At 47.7% G+C, this 19204-nt stretch carries 17 protein-coding genes, 1 tRNA gene and 1 other RNA gene; 12 read left to right on the top strand and 7 right to left on the bottom strand.

From position 1 onward, the window contains the following. Window positions 1–8 precede the first annotated feature (8 nt). Window positions 9–1175: a branched-chain amino acid ABC transporter substrate-binding protein gene (locus E2I14_RS00095; protein WP_227544539.1), complete on the top strand. Its 1167-nt coding sequence runs from the start codon at window positions 9–11 to the stop codon at window positions 1173–1175. Window positions 1176–1261: 86 nt separating this feature from the next. Here E2I14_RS00095 and E2I14_RS00090 read toward each other — a convergent pair whose 3' ends face one another. Next, window positions 1262–1564, bottom strand: a complete 303-nt coding sequence (locus E2I14_RS00090; RefSeq protein ID WP_133324227.1) for a c-type cytochrome — start codon at window positions 1562–1564, stop codon at window positions 1262–1264. Between the two features lie 148 nt (window positions 1565–1712). Between E2I14_RS00090 and E2I14_RS00085 the strand changes: the two genes are divergently transcribed. From E2I14_RS00085 to E2I14_RS00070, 4 genes are all read left to right on the top strand, one after another. Next, on the top strand, window positions 1713–1937 hold the full coding sequence (locus E2I14_RS00085; RefSeq protein ID WP_133324225.1) for a TIGR04438 family Trp-rich protein: 225 nt from the start codon (window positions 1713–1715) through the stop codon (window positions 1935–1937). A 205-nt stretch (window positions 1938–2142) separates the two neighbouring features. Next, window positions 2143–3048 carry a LysR family transcriptional regulator gene (locus tag E2I14_RS00080; protein WP_133324223.1) on the top strand — a complete coding sequence of 302 codons (906 nt, stop codon included), beginning with the start codon at window positions 2143–2145 and terminating at the stop codon, window positions 3046–3048. After that, window positions 3048–3890 (top strand): prolipoprotein diacylglyceryl transferase, encoded by an 843-nt coding sequence (gene lgt / locus E2I14_RS00075; protein WP_133324221.1) that lies wholly within the window; start codon window positions 3048–3050, stop codon window positions 3888–3890. Before E2I14_RS00080 ends, lgt begins: the two co-directional genes overlap by 1 nt. After that, window positions 3880–4500: an AMP-binding protein gene (locus E2I14_RS00070; protein ID WP_133324219.1), complete on the top strand. Its 621-nt coding sequence runs from the start codon at window positions 3880–3882 to the stop codon at window positions 4498–4500. The genes lgt and E2I14_RS00070 overlap by 11 nt, the downstream gene beginning before the upstream one ends. Here E2I14_RS00070 and E2I14_RS00065 read toward each other — a convergent pair. From E2I14_RS00065 to E2I14_RS00040, 6 genes are all read right to left on the bottom strand, one after another. Further along, window positions 4489–4950, bottom strand: coding sequence for an EVE domain-containing protein (locus tag E2I14_RS00065; protein ID WP_133324217.1), 462 nt, complete (start codon window positions 4948–4950; stop codon window positions 4489–4491). The genes E2I14_RS00070 and E2I14_RS00065 overlap by 12 nt on opposite strands. A 79-nt stretch (window positions 4951–5029) precedes the next feature. Next, a non-coding RNA gene (gene ssrS / locus E2I14_RS00060) (6S RNA) lies at window positions 5030–5211 on the bottom strand. Window positions 5212–5345: 134 nt separating this feature from the next. Beyond that, window positions 5346–5657, bottom strand: coding sequence for a cell division protein ZapA (locus E2I14_RS00055; protein WP_133324215.1), 312 nt, complete (start codon window positions 5655–5657; stop codon window positions 5346–5348). Continuing rightward, entirely contained in the window at window positions 5654–5863 is a 210-nt protein-coding gene (locus E2I14_RS00050) for a DUF904 domain-containing protein (RefSeq protein ID WP_133324213.1), read from the bottom strand. The genes E2I14_RS00055 and E2I14_RS00050 overlap by 4 nt, the downstream gene beginning before the upstream one ends. 146 nt (window positions 5864–6009) lie before the next feature. Then, window positions 6010–9363 carry a UvrD-helicase domain-containing protein gene (locus E2I14_RS00045; protein WP_227544538.1) on the bottom strand — a complete coding sequence of 1118 codons (3354 nt, stop codon included), beginning with the start codon at window positions 9361–9363 and terminating at the stop codon, window positions 6010–6012. Then, window positions 9363–12107 (bottom strand): PD-(D/E)XK nuclease family protein, encoded by a 2745-nt coding sequence (locus tag E2I14_RS00040; RefSeq protein WP_133324211.1) that lies wholly within the window; start codon window positions 12105–12107, stop codon window positions 9363–9365. Before E2I14_RS00040 ends, E2I14_RS00045 begins: the two co-directional genes overlap by 1 nt. Window positions 12108–12523: 416 nt before the next feature. Between E2I14_RS00040 and trxA the strand changes: the two genes are divergently transcribed. From trxA to E2I14_RS00005, 7 genes are all read left to right on the top strand, one after another. Beyond that, a complete protein-coding gene (trxA, locus tag E2I14_RS00035) occupies window positions 12524–12850 on the top strand; it encodes a thioredoxin TrxA (RefSeq protein WP_133324209.1) in 327 nt (108 codons plus the stop codon). A gap of 173 nt (window positions 12851–13023) precedes the next feature. Beyond that, window positions 13024–14280, top strand: a complete 1257-nt coding sequence (rho, locus tag E2I14_RS00030) for a transcription termination factor Rho (protein ID WP_133324207.1) — start codon at window positions 13024–13026, stop codon at window positions 14278–14280. Between the two features lie 145 nt (window positions 14281–14425). Next, a complete protein-coding gene (locus tag E2I14_RS00025; protein ID WP_133324205.1) occupies window positions 14426–14695 on the top strand; it encodes a type B 50S ribosomal protein L31 in 270 nt (89 codons plus the stop codon). Between the two features lie 216 nt (window positions 14696–14911). After that, on the top strand, window positions 14912–16627 hold the full coding sequence (locus E2I14_RS00020; protein WP_133324203.1) for an ArnT family glycosyltransferase: 1716 nt from the start codon (window positions 14912–14914) through the stop codon (window positions 16625–16627). 206 nt (window positions 16628–16833) lie between these two features. Continuing rightward, window positions 16834–16920 (top strand) — tRNA-Leu (locus E2I14_RS00015). A 548-nt stretch (window positions 16921–17468) separates the two neighbouring features. Beyond that, the gene (locus tag E2I14_RS00010; protein WP_133324201.1) at window positions 17469–17795 is read left to right on the top strand and encodes a hypothetical protein; all 327 of its coding nucleotides are present in this window, start codon (window positions 17469–17471) and stop codon (window positions 17793–17795) included. A 91-nt stretch (window positions 17796–17886) separates the two neighbouring features. After that, window positions 17887–18861 (top strand): DUF4238 domain-containing protein, encoded by a 975-nt coding sequence (locus tag E2I14_RS00005; RefSeq protein WP_133324199.1) that lies wholly within the window; start codon window positions 17887–17889, stop codon window positions 18859–18861. Window positions 18862–19204: the final 343 nt, after the last annotated feature.

Below are 19204 nucleotides of genomic sequence, written 5' to 3'. Positions count from 1 at the left end.
AGAAGTATATGCACATTTCCAAGCACACCAAATCCATCATGATACCGTTAGTCGCCGCCGTGGCGCTGGCATTTAGCACTGCCGTTACTGCTGCCGACGACCTGATCGTAAAAATTGGACACGTTGGACCTATTTCTGGACCTAGCGCGCATTTGGGTAAAGATAATGAGAATGGCGCCAAAATGGCGATTGAAGAACTGAACGCCAAAGGTATCATGTTCGGCAGCAAAAAAGTGAAATTTGAACTGCAAACCGAAGACGATGGCGGCGATCCAAAACAAGGCACAGCGGTTGCGCAGAAATTGGTTGATGCCAAAGTAGCTGGCGTAGTTGGTCATCTCAATTCCAGCACGTCGATCCCTGCCGCCAAGATTTACCACGACGCTGGCATCCCACAAATCTCGCCCGCTTCTACCGCTACCGCCTACACGGCCATGGGCTATAAATCTACCTTCCGCGTGGTTGCCAACGACGGGCAATTGGGCGGCACCTTGGGACGTTATGCTGTTCAAACGTTGAATGCCAAAACGATTGCTGTCATTGATGACCGCACGGCTTACGGCCAAGGAGTTGCGGATGAGTTTATTAAAGGCGCGAAAAGCAAAAATCCCGCGATCAAAATGGTGCAGCGTCAATTTACCAACGACAAAGCAACCGACTTCAACGCGATCTTGACCTCAATTAAAGCCGCCAAACCAGATGTCGTGTTCTTCGGCGGCATGGATTCTGTCGGCGGCCCAATGTTGCGCCAAATGAAGTCGCTCGGCATCACGGCTAAATTCATGGGTGGTGACGGTATTTGTACAGCCAAGTTACCAGACTTGGCGGGTGACGCACTTGGTAACGAACAAGTCATTTGCGCTGAAGCGGGCGGCGTGATTGATGCGCAGAAAAAAGCGAATGACGATTTCCGCGCAGCCTACAAAAAACGATTTAACGCTGAAGTGCTGCTGTACTCACCATATGTGTACGACTCCGTCATGACGTTAGCGGATGCGATGCAACAGGCCAAATCGGCAGATCCAACGGTGTATTTGCCATTCCTGCAAAATATTCACCACAAGGGCATTACCGGCGATATCGTATTTGATAAAAAAGGCGATATTAAAGACGGCACCTTGACCATGTACACCTACAAAGCTGGCAAGCGCTCTGAAATGGGCGTCGTTAAATAAGGCTGCCCTGACTAATCAGTTATTTCGGCGATAAAAAAGCCCCGCAAAGTTCCAACTTGCGGGGCTTTTTTTGTAGGTGAACAATTTTATTTCAACGTCAAAATCCACTTGACCAAGGTCTGCGCTTCGGCAGGTGATACTTGCGGATTCGGTGGCATCGCCATTGGGCCCCAATTTCCGCTGCCGCCCTTTAAGACTTTTTGCACCAGCTTTTCCTCCGCATCTTTCTGCCCCGCATATTTCTTGGCGACATCTTTGTAAGCTGGGCCGACTAATTTGGTTTCGATGGCGTGGCAGGACATACAATTTTTCGATTTCGCCAAATCTAAATTTGCCATTGCCGCACTGGATGCTAAAACGGTTACAAGCAGACAAACAAGTTGTTTCATTTATTTCCCCTCTTCATTTTTTATCGACAAACAATAATTTTTAGTGCATTCGTGTGTAGATCGTGGATAATATTAATCCAAATCAATTTTTTGCGTTATTTCGTGTAATTATTACGCTACTCGATTATTGCTTCAAGGAATGCTCATTATGTATCTTATTTTGCTAACGGTTGTTCTGGCTGGCTTAAAGTATTTTGAAGTAAGTTTTATGGACGATGTGTCTTGGTGGTGGGTGATTGCCTGCTTTTTCGTGACATTCATCTGGTTTGAATTTATCGAACGGATGCTGGGCTTGGACAAGAAAAAGGCACATAAGAAATTCGACGAAGTGCAAAAAAATCGTGCTAAGCGTATGTTTGAAAAGAAAAAATAACATTCGCGCCACCCGAACTCACCCTCTCCTCCCCTTCGGCGAACTCGGCCGCACGCCTAGTTCGCTGTTCTGATTTTTAAACTTGCCACTGCATCGGTTCCGTCAAACCATCACCCCTACTTGATTTATAATTCGGGTCAATCATATGAATAATCATTATTCAATATATGAAACCTATTAATTACAGGTTGAGGAACTGCACACAGTGAGCATTGAATTTCGTCAATTACGTTATTTTGTGGCGGTCGCCGAAGAGTTGCACGTTGGTCGCGCCGCGCAGCGCCTGCACATGACACAACCGCCGCTATCGCAAGCGATTCAAGGCTTGGAAGCGCTGCTGGGCGTTGAATTATTCATTCGCGCCAAACGTGGCATTACTTTGAGCGCCGCGGGACATGCCCTACTACCCGAAGCGCGACGCTTAATCAAAGATAGCCTAGCCCTGCCCGAATTGGTGCGCAGCGCCGCGCAAGGTGAAACCGGCCAGCTTTCCATCGCCTTTGTCTCCAGCGCAGATTACAACCTACTCCCGCCGCTGCTGCGCGACTTTCGAAGTCACTATCCGCAAGTGCAAATCAGCCTGCGCGAAGCGACTAGCGATGTGCAATTGGAGGCATTGCGGTTAGGGCAAATCGATCTGGGATTGATGATTCCACCGATTCCCGACAAATTGGCCGAGCAACTCAATTACCGCGCGATTTTGTCGGAACCGCTGATTTTGGCAGCGCCTGGCGATGCGCCTTGGCTCAAAAGTAAACAAGGAGCCGCGAAATTGTCACTAGCCGACTGTCAGGGGCAGCCCTTAATTATCTTCCCACGAAAAATCGCGCCGACATTTTACGATGCTATTTTGGGATGTTTTCAACAAGCTGGAATCACGCCAGAAATTGGGCAAGAAGCGATACAAATGCAAACCATCATTGGCCTGGTTTCGGCTGGCATGGGAATCGCACTTGTGCCACAATCCGTGTCGAATTTGAAGCGCCCCGGCGTGGTGTATTACGACTTGGTTGAAAAAACCCCATTAGTCGAAACTGGCTTGGCTTGGCGCAAAGATAACCATTCTCCGGTGCTACATGCTTTTACCGAATTAATACGAAAGACCAAATAATGCTCACTCACCCGATGCCAGACCCAATCGCATTTCAAATCGGCCCATTGGCGGTTCATTGGTACGGCTTAATGTACATGCTGGCCTTTATTTTATTTTTAGTCGTCGGCCGCATTCGATTAAAACAAGCGCACATCGCCGCTGCTGGTTGGCGTTATGCTGATTTAGAAGACATGTTGTTTTACGGCGTGTTGGGCGTGGTGTTGGGCGGTCGCTTGGGTGAAGTGCTGTTTTATCACCCGATGTATTACGCGCATAATCCCTTGGAAATTTTCGCGGTGTGGAAAGGCGGCATGTCATTTCACGGTGGATTTTTAGGTGTTTTGTTAGCGCTGTTTTTATGGTCTAAAAAAGCTAAACGCAATGTATTGGACGTCTACGATTTGATCGCGCCGCTTGTTCCGCTAGGCTACGCGTGCGGACGCATCGGTAATTTCATTAACGCTGAATTATGGGGCCGCGTGGCCGATCCGAGTTTACCTTGGGCGATGATTTGGCCCAATGTGGATCAATTACCGCGCCATCCTTCACCGATTTACCAAGCGTTAGTCGATGGCGTGTTGGCGTTTATTCTGTTGTGGATCTACGCCCGCAAGGCGCGTCCGCGTTTGGCTGTCGGCGCGATGTATGTTTTGATGTATGGCTGCGCTCGTTTTTTCACCGAGTATTTCCGCGAACCGGATTGGGTAGTTAATGTGTTGGGTTGGGATATTTCAGCCGGCCAAGTGTTGTCGATTCCGATGATTTTATTCGGCATTGGAGCGCTGTATTTCTCGTACAAATTCGATAAAAAAGCTGCGCCAACCAACGTAGCAAAGCCTAAACAAAAACATGCCCAATAACGCTAATTTTTACCAGCATTTAGCCGCGCGCTTTCCCGCTGATTTATCGACTTCAGCCATCGTTACCGGTCAAAACGCTGATTACAGTTGGCGCGAGGTAGATCAAGCCAGCGCAAAGCTGGCCAACTTATTTGGCGGCTTGAATCTGCCAGCAAAAGCCAAGCTTGCAGTGCACATAGAGAAGTCGCCCGAAGCGTTGATCGTGTATTTGGCGGCGTGGCGTGCTGGCTTAACTTTGGTATCGATACCGCCGCAAGCACACACTGAAGAAATCCAGTCAGTACTTAAGGCTAGCGCACCTGCTGTGGTGATTTGTAGCCCGCGCCATTTTGGTTGGTTAGCGCAATCAGGGTTTCAACATGGTGCTAGCCATGTATTCACTTTGCATAATAGTTACCCAAATCAAGGTAGCTTACTGGACCGCGCTGCGCTGTTATCCAATGAGTTTTCAGCTCCGATAACTCAAGACGACGATATTGCGCTAATTCGCTGCAATTGGAGCGATGGGAATTCAAGCCAGCATCCGTCAACCCACCAAGAGTTGAGCGCACATATTGATCTCAGCTTAACAACGCTGCACGAATTAACCGGATTTAAACTAGCGTTTTAAACCGGCAAGGCTCAGGATTGTTTGCCATTCGTCTGGACTGATCGGCGTTATGGATAGTCGATTGCCGCGCTTTAAAATTTGCATCTCAGCCAGTTCTGGTGTGTCACGTAATTCAGCCAAATTAATTAAGCGCGTTTTCTTTGTTGCGCGCACATCGACTAATATCCAGCGCGGTTCTTCTTGTTTAGATTTCGGATCAAAATACTTACTTTTGGCATCAAACTGAGTTGGATCTGGGTACGCGGTGCTGGCCACTTCTGCCAAGCCGGCAATTCCCGGTTCAGCACAACTCGAATGGTAAAACAACACGCCATCGCCGACCTGCATAGCGTCGCGCATAAAATTACGCGCTTGGTAATTTCGTACACCCACCCAAGCAACAACTTTCTGCTGCAAAGCATCGTCAATACTGACCTCATCTGGTTCCGATTTCATCAACCAATAGCGCATGAATGGTGACCTTTCGTGCATGAGCAAAAACAAATTAGCCAATAAAAAAGCGGCTGCACCGAAGTGCAACCGCTCAGAATAAATCCCCGCCAGAGCCGCTGTGCCAGCATCCTGAACCAAGAGCGGTTCAAGTTGGTCACGGTCAGTTTAATTTCGGGTTCATCGGACAAAGCGACGCTCACACCAATTAGACAATTTCCGCAACCTATGCATGTGAATGGTTCAAGGAATTTATGACAATAGCAAACACGGCAGGGAAATGAATTTTAACTGAATCGAGCGCAACTGAGTACAGAATTTTTTAATTAATCGGGTCAATTCATAGCAAAAACTGATGCTGAACAAATTGGCATATTTTTGGTGGCGCAAAAAAATGGCTGTTCACATCAGCGATTTCAAAACAAGGTTTCTTGGGCGCTCAAAGCGGTGTCCAGCACGTCTTCCATTTGGCTCATTTGTTTTTTAATTTCGACCAAACTCATTTCAGAAAACGGGCCTGTTGGTGCTTTCGTTGCTAATAATTCAGCAGAAATGGTCAGTGCTGCCATGACAGCGATGCGGTCAGTGCCTTTAATTTTGGCGGAGTCCCGGAACGCGCACATTTTTTCATCCAAATAGGCAGCCGCTTGAATCAACGCAGCTTGCTCGCCTTCTTTGCACGCCAACTTATAGGCTTGCCCCATGATGGTGACATCGACTTGGCTCATTCTGACTCCTGCTCAGCAAAAGGTAATTTTTCTAATACTTGGCTTACTCGGTCATGCGCTTCTACGATCCGCGCTTTAAGTGCCGCATTGGCAGCGACCAAATCGGCCACTTGCATACGCAAATCCGCATTCTCGCCGCGCAGCGTTTGGGTCAGCGCCGCTAGCTGATCAACCTTTTTGGCTAATTGTTGAAATTCTGGAATCATTTCGGTAGTTTTATAAGTTTAGTGAAATTAGATCGTGACCAAGCCAACTGAAAACAAACAACAATTAAGCCAAAAATGGTATCACGTTCCCCTGAAAATCCAGTGCATTTGTCAATATTTAAAACTTAGAACGGTCAAGCCAACAACTAAGCCGCTAATTCTACCAAATTGCCATCCGCCAAAATCAATCCGGTTAAGATTTTTTGCTGAGGATAAATCGTCTGCAACACGCTACTGTATTGCTGCAACTGAGCGCGATAGGCTGCGCGCTCCGAATCGAGTAATTGACGCTTGTAATCCAACACCCACACTTCATCATCAAACACCACCACGCGATCTAGGCGCAGCAATTTTTGATTGGCGATGATTTCCATTTCGTTGCGGGCGAAATTAAATTTGCTCGGATTAAAAAAGCGCTCTAATTGCTGATTCGACAAAATCGCATCCGCTTGGGCCCAAATAGTTTTTGCCAATTCAACGCTGCACGCCATCCATTGCGCGACCGCCTCAACCGGTGGCAAGGCTAGCGGCCATTTGCTTGCGCCGCTATGCGGTTGCGTTAATCGTTCCATCAAGCTGTGCAAGGCCACGCCTTCGGCTTGCTCGGCAGTGGATTCGGCTTTAGCGGCGATCGGCAAATCATCCTCAGGCAACGCCAGATCGGGTGCAGTAAAAGTCGCCAATTGGAATTGCGCCGCTGGGGCGGAAGTGTCTTCGCCGGTCAAGATTTCCAAATCGTACTCGGGTATGTGCTGCAAACGCTCGTACCAGCTATTGGGAGCGATCGGGGTTTTATTACCTGCAACGCCACTAATAATCAATGCTTGCTTAGCGCGAGTAATGGCGACATAAAGCAAGTTCCAATTCTCCTGCGCCGCCAAAGCTTCTTCCATTTGAAACAAGGCGTCGCGTGCCACACCGCGCTGATTTTTCCGACCATAGGCGGAAAAATGCTTTTGCCCTTGGCCTGCGTCAAGCGGCCAATCGCACAAAATTCCCAAACTATCTTTTGCGCCCTCGCTGTGATTGGTATCGACAATTGCAACCACTTTGGCTTCAAGACCTTTGGCGCTATGTATCGTCAAAATCTGCACCGCATCAGCACTGCTTTCCACATTCGATTCGTCCGGCGCGTCGCCCTCGCCACCGGCTTGATAGGCGCTCAGCGCAGCAATGAACTTTGGCAAACTTGGATAGCGTCCGGCATCCATGTTTAAAGCGAGTTCGACAAAGGCAGCTAAATTGCCGATCACCTGATTGCGTCCTGCAAACGAGGCGTATTGGGCGTAACGCTGCACTAATTCGCCTTGATGCAAAATCCGATCCAATAAATCATGCACCGGCAAATAATGCGCCGCTTCCATCCAATCGATTAATAAACCGTGCGCCCGAACCATGAGCGGATTGGGAGTTTGCGCCGCAGGGCTTGTCACGCTTGCTGCTAGCCGCTTCAACCAAGTCGCTTCGGAGCGCAATGACAAGGAAATTAAATCGTCATCCTTGGCCGCAAAAATCGGTGATTTCAACACATGGGCTAGGGCTTGATTGTCGCTCGGCGTAATTAAAAATTTTAACAGCGCAATCACATCAGCCACTTCCAACGCGTCCAACAAGCCACCGCGTCGGCTCGATACAAACGGAATGCCCGCTTCGCGCAGCGCGGTTTCATAGGCCGACAAATGCGTGCGGCGGCGCACTAAGATCATCATCTCGCTCCAAGGCAAAGGCTGGCCTTGATTAGACAATTGCGCGCGGGCAGCTAACAATGCGCTGGCCACTTGGCGACCTTCTTGCAAGCGCCGCACATCGTCGGTTTCTTCTAAGGGCGTTGTAAGCGGATCACGAATGCTGCTGGTTTTTCCCGCCTCAATTTCCTCGGCCGTCACCGACTCCGCCGTTTGAGCCAAGGGCAAGCGCCACACTAGCCCGCCTGATGCGCCCAGGGTAGTTTGCGCACTAAATAATTGATTTGGCAGCATCGATTGATTCAAGGCATCCACGATCACGCTGGCATTGCGTCGTGTTTGATTCGTGCGCAATACGAACGCGTTACGCGCTTTAAGCATGGCGCTAGCAGCATTAAACACGCGCGGATCAGCGCGCCGAAAACGGTAAATTGATTGTTTAGGATCGCCCACCACGAATACGCTGGGCGCCTCTGCATCTGCGCCGTAAGCGTCCAGCCAAGCACGCACGATGCTCCATTGCAGCGGATTGGTATCTTGAAATTCGTCCAGCAAAATATGTTTGTAGCGCGCATCCAAGCGGCTTTGAACATACGCGGCGTGTTGCCCTGATTGCAGCAACTGATAGGCGTACCATTCCAAATCCGTGAAATCGACTACGCGCTGATCGGATTTGAGGGATTGGTATTCTTCCAAATAAGCCTTGCCGACGACGAACAATGCTTGATTAATATCGAGCACGGATTTTTCAAAACTGCGCGCTTGGTAACGGCGCAGCATGTCGGCAATTAGGCTGCATTCGTCGTCAAAGACAGATTCACAATCGGGACCTAAATCTTTTTCTAGTGCAGCTTTGAGCGCGATTGTTTTGGTGTTGGAGCGGTTCTTATCGTCCGCGCCAAAAAACTCCGAACACAGTGCGGCGAAATTTTCAACACTTGCGCCCTTGGTCAACGCAGTTTCAATTGCTTCGGCCCGTTTTTGATTGACCTTAGTTCCCTTCCCCAACCAACGCGCAATCTGACTAATGCGCGCAAGCGTTGGCTCGTCATCCCACAGTGCCAAACGTGCATCGCGCAGAGCGTCCGCGCCACATAATTGCGTCAACCATTCAATAGGCGAGCCTTGCGCAGAATCTTGATGACAGGCCCACCATTCGGCGCGCTTATCTAAAAAAGCATCCAGTAATTTGTGTGTATTGAAGTCGCCCAATTCGTCATACAAAAATAGCAGCGCATTTTTAACCTCGATATTGTTATCGCTTTTGAGCGAAGCCATTAACGCGTTATGCGCCTCGCTTTGCAGCTCAGCGGTCGCTTCAGCCAAACTAAAGCCGTGTGGCACACCAGAATTAAGCGGCGCAATTTGAATTAAGCGTCCGAACCAGCTATGAAAGGTATCCAAGGTCAGCGCTTGCGAAGAGGCTAAAACATGCTCGTACAGCCCACGCGCTTTCGGAATTGCTTCCAGCAAGTCTGCCTGAGCAACGCCGCGCTGAACTAATAATTCGCGAATATCGTCATCACTACCTAATGCTAATTCACGCAACAATTCCAACAACCGTTGTCGCATTTCTTGCGCTGCTTTGCGGGTAAAGGTAATGGCTAATAATTCGGCGGGCTCAGCACCAGCTAGCAGCAACCGCAACATGCGCGCAACTAGCAGCCAAGTCTTACCGCTACCAGCGCACGCTTCAACCACGACACTGTTGCGCGGATCGCAAGCCACGGTAGTAAATTCCTCGGGCGTGGCATTGCGTTCATTGATTTGGTAAGGCTGTGCAACAGCGTTATTAGCTGGATTTAAATTATTCATTACCAAGCTCCTTTGCGGCATAAACCACGCACTTCGCAGTATTGGCAAACGGTGCTAATTCCTTGAGCTGGCAATGCCGCTCCGCGTCCAATCGCTGACATGGAATGGGTTATCGATTCCTGCAAATCTTGTTGGCGATTCAGATAATTATCGGCGCTGACATCGGCCATTTTTTCTTTGGTCATTTCTAAGGCTACATAATGGGCCGATGAAATCGGAGTTTGCTCGGTTTGCGCCAATAATCCATAGAATGGCAATTGCTGATCTTCGGATAATTTCAATTTATTTTTCAGCGCGGCAATTTGATTGGTTTTGTAATCTAGCACCGCCACTTCTCCCTGCTCATTGGAGTCGATGCGATCAATTTGCCCGCGCAGGGTGATTTGTCCGTCTGCCCAATAGAGATTTTTTTCTAACCAGATTTCACCTTCCTGGAACTGCCAACCGGCGTCCATAAAGGCTTGGCTCCATTCGACATAGGCTGAGATCGATTTTTTCCAACGCACCGAAAAACCCAAAGCGGCGGGATTTTTTTGCACGATGGTGGCGAAATAATTGTCTGAAATATCGCGCAGCAAGGCTTCTTGCTTAGGCTTGGGATAAAGCTCAGGCTGTGCCTTTAAGGTGTCATGGTAGCTTTTGAGTATGGCATGCAACCAGCCGCCGTAATCGCGCTTCTCTGGTTTATCCGACAACGTATCCATGGCAGACAAACCCAACATTCGGGTCGCGAAAAATTGATACGGACACGCGATAAAGCTGTTGTAACCACTGGCGGATAAGGTCGCAGGTTGTAAGGGCGCGGCGCTCGGTTTTGGTTGGACGGTGGCAATCGTCGATAAGGTGAGATCCGCCAGTTGCACATTATGCTCGACCAAGGTCGGCAAACTGGTCTTTTGTAAGCGCAGGTTTAATCGCTCAATCCAAGGGCTTAGAGGATTATCTTCACCACGCTGTTGCCGCTGCCACGTCAAGACGACTTCGGGGTTGGCTGATAATAATTCGGTAAAGTCACGCAGTTGTTGACGCTGACGTTGTTCGAGTGTGATTAAGCCACATTCGCGTCGCACCGCATTGGTAAAGAATAAAACTTCCTTAGGTTGAGAAGGCAAATGTGAAGCATCGCAACCGGCCATTAATACCGCATCAAAGCGCCGCAAGCGCGCACCGTTGAGCGGTAACATCACAACGCGCTGATCCTGTTTATCGCCTTGGAATGCCGTATTTTCTAACTGCAAATTCATGAACACACGCCATTCGGAAAACGAGAACAACTCGTTTAAGTGCGCGCAATCCAACCCTAATTGCTCGATCAATAGCACTACTTGCTGACCCGCGGAATCGCTTTGCCATTGCTCCCACATGCCGAACTCGGTTAGGACTTGGCGCGTCAATTCCAGCCATTCCGATAAATTCTTGCGCTCTGAATGTTGGCTGGCTAGGCGTTTTAATTGGGTGACCAATTCCACGCATTCTGGCTGAGCTTCCAAGGCATAGTTAATCGAATCCCAGCCGCCCACGATATTGGCGCGTAATAACGCTAATTCGATACTCATGACCCAGTTGGTTTTCTCGTCCAGTAGCGCCATGGTTGGCGGCTGAAAATAGGGCGACTTCAGCAGATCAAGCAGCATCTCCGTTTCTGCCCGCGTCGTAACCACATCAAACCACGCTGCCAGTCCTGCTGCTGCGCGTGTGGTGGAAAGCTTCCAACCAGTTTCGTCGGCCACGTGCACCTTCGCACGTTCCAATAAGGCGCGGATGCGACGCGCAACGACGCGATCTTGGGCAATTAAGGCGATGCTTGTTTTGCCCTGTTGCAGCCAATCTAAAATGGTTTGAGCACCGAGTTGCGCCTCTTGCTCCAAGCTGTCTGCGCCTATGGTGCTGAATTGATTGATGGGCTTATTGATTGTTTGGTCTTGCGCTGTCTGCGCATCCTGCTCTGGCTCGACAATTTCTGGCCATGACTGGCAAAAAATTCCTTCTAAGGCCGATGAGCGCCAATCCAAAGTAATTAATTGCACCGACTGTTTTTGGGCATAGGTGGTTAAAAATTCTTGCTCGATGCCTTCGGGCGCAACCGGGCTAATCCAAATCAGCGCGTCTGGTGCGGCGTCGGCTAAGCGCATCATTTGTCCAAAGCGCAAGCTAACCGAATCTTGTCCATCTAACTGACTCGTCCAAATTTGCCAAACCAATTGCGCTTCTTCGGACAATAACTCTTGCGCCGGCATCGGTAATTGCGCCAGCGCTTGATGCCATTGCGGGGCGATCTGCTGGCTAATTTGCTGTGCATTCAATTCACCGTTTGAGCCGCTGACCACTTTAGGCAACATAGCCTGAGTCAGCTCATCCGATAAGGTAATTAAGGTTTGCGCTAAGGGCAATAAATCGGTGTTCTTACGTGCTGCGAATATTTTTTTCAACCAAGCATGTTCGCGCAATTGGGCGTACAACGCCATCAAACGCTCACTCTCGGACACTACCTTGGGAGCGTTAAAGTCTGGTAATTGCAAAGCCAACCAAGCGGATAACGTGTTGATGCGCGGCGGAATGAAATTAGTTTGCAACTGCGCCGACATGGCATTGATTAACCACTGCGCGTGCTCATAAGCCGGAACGATGACCCGTAAGGCTGAGAAATCAAGGCCCGCCTCGGTCTGATTGCGCCCAATAATTTGACGCGCGCATTGGGTCCAGAATTGACTAGAAGGAGGCAATAAAACTGGGCTGACTAACATAGCATCTCGTGGTGAAATCGGAATGCGTTATTCTATGCGAGAACCAGTAAATAAAGGCTTTTTAACAATCCATCGCCTTGCACTTGACCAGCGCTCGCGCCAAGCTATTAGCATTGCAGATTAGGCAAATAAAATTAGCATTTTTATATAGCTTAATGAGTTGCCGCAAAAAAATTATCGGCCTATTCACATATCTGATAAAAATGGAGTATTATGCGTTTTCCTTACCTCATTACACACCTCGTCGCGTAATAGATTAAACATCTTAATTCCATTACCCTCCCCGATACATACCAACCATCTGGGTCGCAACGCGCAAGTAAAAACACAATGCAGGTAGCAAAAAAATCGCAGCAGACTAATCAGCGACAAAATTAACTTACCGAATTTTTAATCCCCCTCACACTGAGGAATCCATGAGCGAAAACATCAAACACATTACCGATGCATCATTTGAAACCGATGTATTAAAATCCGACAAACCTGTATTGGTTGATTTCTGGGCGGAATGGTGCGGCCCTTGCAAAATGATCGCGCCGATCTTAGAAGAAGTCGCTAAAGAATACGGCGGCAAAGTAATCATCGCTAAGATGGACGTCGATTCTAACCAAGACACACCAGCTAAATTTGGCGTGCGCGGTATCCCAACGTTGATCCTGTTCAAAAACGGCGTAGCCGCAGCTCAAAAAGTTGGCGCGTTAGCCAAAGGTCAATTGACTACCTTCATTGACAGCAATATTTAATAAACTACGCTAACCCTCAATCCATTGAAGCAGCGCCACAGCAACGTGAAGCTGCTTCAAAAAGGGTTAGCTAGCATTTGAATGAATTCAGCTTTATTCAATTTTTGTAACCAAACTTACCTACACCACGTAGTTCACTCCCCCACCACTATTCCCATCTCGGGACACTCAACATGCATTTATCTGAATTAAAGGCGTTACACGTCTCTGCACTGCTAGAAATGGCCATAGGGCTAGACATTGACAACGCAGCACGTATGCGCAAACAAGAATTAATGTTTGCCATATTAAAAAAACGCGCCAAACAAGGCGAACAAATTTTTGGCGATGGCGCACTCGAAGTTTTACCCGACGGGTTTGGCTTTTTGCGCTCGCCCGATGCCAGCTACATGGCATCCACAGACGATATTTATATCTCGCCTTCTCAAATCCGCCGCTTCAATTTGCACACTGGCGATTCGATTGAGGGTGAAGTCCGAACACCAAAAGACGGCGAACGCTACTTCGCCTTAGTCAAGGTTGACAAAGTCAACGGCGAGTCGCCCGAAGCATCCAAGCACCGTATTCTGTTTGAAAACTTAACACCGCTGCACCCCAATAAGCCGCTGATTTTAGAGCGCGACATGCGCGGTGAAGAAAACACCACTGGCCGTATCATCGACTTGATTGCCCCTATCGGCAAAGGCCAACGCGGTTTATTAGTGGCCTCACCAAAATCCGGTAAGTCGGTCATGTTGCAGCACATTGCCCACGCCATTACCGCCAACCACCCTGACATCACCTTAATCGTATTGTTGATCGATGAACGTCCAGAAGAAGTTACCGAAATGCAACGCTCGGTGCGCGGCGAAGTGGTGGCGTCAACGTTTGACGAACCTGCGACGCGCCACGTACAAGTTGCTGAAATGGTCTTGGAAAAAGCCAAACGCTTAGTCGAAATGAAAAAAGACGTGGTGATTTTGCTCGATTCCATCACCCGCTTGGCGCGCGCTTACAACACCGTGATCCCCGCTTCCGGCAAGGTATTGACCGGTGGTGTGGACGCCAATGCGTTGCAACGCCCTAAACGTTTCTTCGGTGCAGCCCGTAACGTTGAAGAAGGTGGCTCATTGACCATCATTGCCACCGCCTTGATTGAAACCGGCAGCCGCATGGATGACGTGATTTTTGAAGAATTCAAAGGTACCGGCAATATGGAAGTGCATTTGGAACGCCGCTTGGCCGAAAAACGTACTTACCCAGCGATCAACCTGAACAAGTCCGGCACACGTCGCGAAGAATTGCTAATTAAGCCAGATCAACTGCAAAAGATCTGGGTATTGCGTAAGTTGCTCTACAGCATGGATGAAATCGAAGCGATGGAATTCATTTTAGACAAGATGAAAGGCACCAAAAACAATGCCGAATTCTTTGAAATGATGCGTCGCTAGACGATTTAACGACTTATTATGTATAATACGCGGCTGCGCTGCACAGGCAGTCGCATTTAACCTAGGTAAGTGATACTCAATCGGGTCACGAGGCAAGACGACCGACGAAGTGATTATTGGCTGCCAAACTTTTTTAGAGGCAATTATGAGAGATGGTATTCACCCAAATTATCGCGAAGTTGTTTTTCAAGATATGTCGATCGATTTCAAATTTATCACTCGTTCCACAATCAATACACGTGACACGATCGAATTTGAAGGCAAAACTTACCCATTGGTAAAAATCGAGGTTTCTGCAGAATCACACCCTTTTTACACTGGTAAACACAAAATTGTTGACACCGCTGGTCGTGTTGATAAATTCCGTAAAAAGTTCGGTACTGTTGGTTCGAAAACAACTGCAACTGGCGAGTAATTCATACTTCGCGCGGTATCGCACAAAAAAAGCAGCTCCGGCTGCTTTTTTTATTGCATGAGCATTTGCAACAGCGTAAATTCATTGCGCCTAGCGAAAAATTAATAAACTTACTAAAATTAAACGCTTTACCTTTTTCAAGGCAGCGCGCTGAAACCCCTCAGCCACGATTAATACAAGTTCACAAAAATTACAAAGCGCATTGAATCGACCACTATGAAGCCAGTCCGACTACCCGCCGCAGCCACACTTGCATTGCCACGACTTGGTCTATTTGCTTTATGCCTGTTTTATATCCTGCCCGGATTAATCGGCCGCGACCCGTGGAAGCTAGGCGGAGATGCCGCCAGTTTTGGCGTGATGTGGACGATGGCACACGGGACATTGCAAGATTGGTTATGGCCGCATATCGGCAACCTGCCCGTCCCCGAAGAAGGTCCACTGACCTTTTGGATAGGCGCGCTGTGCATTAAGCTTTTTGGTTGGCTCGTTGGCGACGATGCTGCGGCAAGAATTTCAAGCATTCTTTTTTTCGGACTTGGTGCCGCTTCGGTTTGGTATGCCACCTACGCACTCGGTCGTCGCCAAGAAGCGCAACCCTTACAACTCGCGTTTGGCGGCCAACCTGAACCACAAGATTTTGGACGCACCTTAGCCGATGGCGCGTTACTGATTTACTTAGGCAGCTTGGGCATGCTGATCCATAGCCACTTAACTAGCCCAGTTGCCTTACAAATTTCCCTCGTCGCTTTCGTGCTTTACATCGCAATCCGCTTGTTCGACCTCGATCCGGAACAACCAACGCCTTGCATTAAATTTGCCTTGTTACTCGGCATTGCACTCGGCCTATTAATATTGACCCGCGGCTGGTTAATTCCGCTCACTCTGTGGCTAACTTGCTTATTAATTGCCGGTTTTCGCTATAAAAAATTACTCGTTCACCTCGGCTTAGTCACTTTCCCGGTCGCGTTTGCCATCATGGGAATTTGGCTGTTGAGCTGCAAATATATCCAACCGTTTGACAGCTCACCCTACGCAGCATGGATGAACTGGAATAAACACGAATTCTTCCGCCCAAGCTACAGCAGCCTGCACTACTTTGTTAAGTACAGCGCTTGGTTTACGTGGCCAGCTTGGCCCTTCGCAGGTTGGGCTGTGTACGCCTGGCGCAAACAAACAACCGCCTTGCACATTGCGTTGCCGCTGAGCTTTTTAGTTGCATTGGTTTTGTTGGCGTTTTGCAGTCCATACGCAGAGCAAAGCAGTTTGATTCCGCTGATTCCACCACTTTCCATTCTTGCCGCGTTCGGTCTACCAACAATGAAGCGCGGCGCAATTAATGCCGTCGATTGGTTCTCGGTATTATTTTTTAGCATGTTTGCCACCTTCATTTGGCTCAGTTGGATAGCCATGCAAACCGGTTGGCCGGTGCAGTTGCACCACAATGTATTTAAAAATATGCCCGGCTTCGTGGCGCAATTTGATTTGATTCCGTTTTTGATTGCGCTGCTTTCCACCGCAGCTTGGCTCAAATTGGTGCACTGGCGAATTTCACGCCAACCACGGGTATTGTGGCGCGCGGTTGTGTTGTCGAGCAGCGGTGTAATTCTGTGTTGGTTGCTCAGCATGGCACTGTGGACGCCATGGATCGACTATCGAGTTAGCTACCAAAACGTTGCCAAGGATATCGCCGCTCAATTGCCGACCACATATAACTGTGTTGACACCAACATCAATGCCACACACCGTGCTTCGTTTGCGTATTTTGGCAACATCCGCTTTTCGGATTTCAATGTCACCAAATGCGATTTTTATTTAACCGAAAAGCACGTAGATAAATCAAAAAAATTAGTGGAAAGCAACGCGGTCTGGAAAGGTCATCGCGCCTCGGATAAATCCGAATTGTTTTTGTTATTTAAAAACAAGGACTAAGCGCCGCCGTGAATGCTGGCGGGGATAACTGAGCAAAATGATCTCTAGGAAAAAGATCGCACAGAACAGCGCATCAAGGTCAAATTCGAGCAACTTACCGAATCGAGTAACCTTTAATAATACTCCGCAAAAGCGACAAATTTTGGATTTCTCACAAAAATTACTTGCGTCCAATTTTTGAATGTAGCATAATAGCGACATGCGTTGCCGAGATGGCGGAATTGGTAGACGCACGGGACTCAAAATCCCGCGCTGGAGACAGCGTGCCGGTTCGATTCCGGCTCTCGGCACCAAAAGAATCATATTAGCAGTACACGAAAAAGCGTTAATCCCAAGATATTCAAGGGCTTAGCGCTTTTTTTATTGTCGTTTAAAATTTAAAAATACGATAAAAACAGGTATAAGCTCCGCACCATTTACACCAGAATTACACCATTTTTACACCAGCCTCCTAATTATTTAAGTACACAAGAACATGAAATAGGATCTATCATCAAGCGGCCAAACGACTCTCGAGCTCAAGTAGCAATTTAGGAACTTCGTGAATCGGCAACGTTCAGCGCAAAGGCCGAAGCACGGTGGTGGATTTATGAGCGCGAGACAATTTTGCACCGGCAAATATATACCAGAATCAACAGTTCATATATTCAAATACCTAAAAAGGCGATCTTAGGGGAATGGATCTCGAAAAACAGAGACGGAGAATACTTTACTTCACCAACTTACAGAGATGAAACTATGAGGTAGATATTGCATCAGGTTGGCTGGCAGCACTTGGAGAACAAAAAAAGTCACGAAAACTAGACGAGTAATCGACGGCATAGATGCGAAATTATCGCCTATGCCATTCATAGCATGGTCTCTAATTTTAAAACCAAACTACAACAATCTTATTCAGTATGGCGGTTGGTTCACTTACGTTTTATCAAAAAAAACAATTCAAATATTTATTTGTTTTGTGGAATACGAGAAAGTCACTTGGGGTCAATATAAAATTTCAACAACTACAAACTGGGATCGCTATGAATTTAGTTTGGTCGAAGCAAATTCCGCTAACATAATAGCTCATACATTTTTCACTTCACTATCGGATTGGGTCATGAATCAAGTTAGCGCAAGAATTCAAAAGCTAGGACATAACGACATTATTGCCAATTTAGTTGATTAGAACGGCGCGCAACTTATCTAATGCGGAATACGGCATTGGCCATAGTGTCGGTCCCAGTATCCCTGCCATATCCAGAGAAATAAGAAAACAAATGGCCACGCACAATCCCTCTAAAAATCATCACTGGATCCCGCAATGTTACTTAAAAGGCTTTGCTAAGAGTCGTAGTAAAAAAGCGAGCCTGTACGTTGTCGATGCCATAGCCAAAAAGGCATTTGATTCAATTCCAAGATACGTCGGATCGGCCAAGGACTTCAATCGGATCGAAGTACCGGGTTTCGCACCAGATCATATTGAATCGCAGATGTCTAAATTTGAAACTCAGTTAGATCAAGCCCTAGGTCGCGTAATCCAAGCGAAGAGTCTAGATAATTTAGAGGACTTTAATTTAATTTTAAATTTGATCGCGTTAATGGCTGTGAGAACGCCTAGAAAACGCGAAACCATACGGCAAAGCCAGGAGCAGATATTAAAGCGAGTGATGGAAATGTCGCTATCGAACAGAGCACAATACGAATCTACTATTGAAAATGCAAAAAAATCAGGAGAAATCGCTAGCGATAGTAATGTAAGTTATGAATCGATTCGCGAGTTTATCGAACGCGATAAATACAAAATCGAAATACCAACTGCTCGACACATTGTAATTGAATTCGATTTGCAAGATACGATTTTGCCGCTTCTAGGCAAGCGGAAGTGGATCCTACTCAAGGCACCTGCTAAAAGCGGGTTTATAACAACTGACCATCCTGTTGTACTTCGATGGAAAGAACAAAAGGCACGCGGTTTTTTTGCATCACCAGGACATGCAACCATGGGAACCGAACTTTTTTTTCCAATTTCCCAAGAGTTAGCAATGGTTGGAACGTTCGAAGGGCCACAAAAAACGATCGATATAAATGAAGACTATGTGGCCTATTTTAACGGAGTTTTAATTCACTCCAGTCAGCGGCAGGTCTATGCGAGGGATGGCCGATTCAAATATGTAGCTCCTGACGGAGTAATACGTTTCGGTGCCGACTTGTTAAAGGACGTTGAGAGATTTCGACCTAACGATAAAATATAACTCAGCTTTTAGACTAAATTAGTTTTCCGTTTTAAATGCGCTGCGCCTGACTAGGCACTCATTCGACCTGCTTGATCAATTCACTTTGTTGATCTTGCAGTACCCCCAAGTCTTTGTATTAGACTAAAACCAGCAGCAGTGACAACGACTAGTACCACCACCCCAATTAAAAAAATCAAATCAATCCGCTCATCCACACTGTTAGGGACATACACAGTAAGCGTCCAGCGCTACCACCTGTTCAAGCGGCAGATTTACTGTTAAGTGCGTAGCGGGAGAAGATCGTCCAGACGGCTGTTTGGACAGGCAGGTAATTTTTCCAAGGTGTCTTTCAGCCACGCGA

The organism is Sapientia aquatica (assembly GCF_004358105.1).
Classification (GTDB): Bacteria; Pseudomonadota; Gammaproteobacteria; order Burkholderiales; family Burkholderiaceae_D; genus Solimicrobium; species Solimicrobium aquaticum.
Note: the sequence above shows the minus strand (reverse complement) of the source record. Positions and strands in the feature narration are given on the sequence as shown.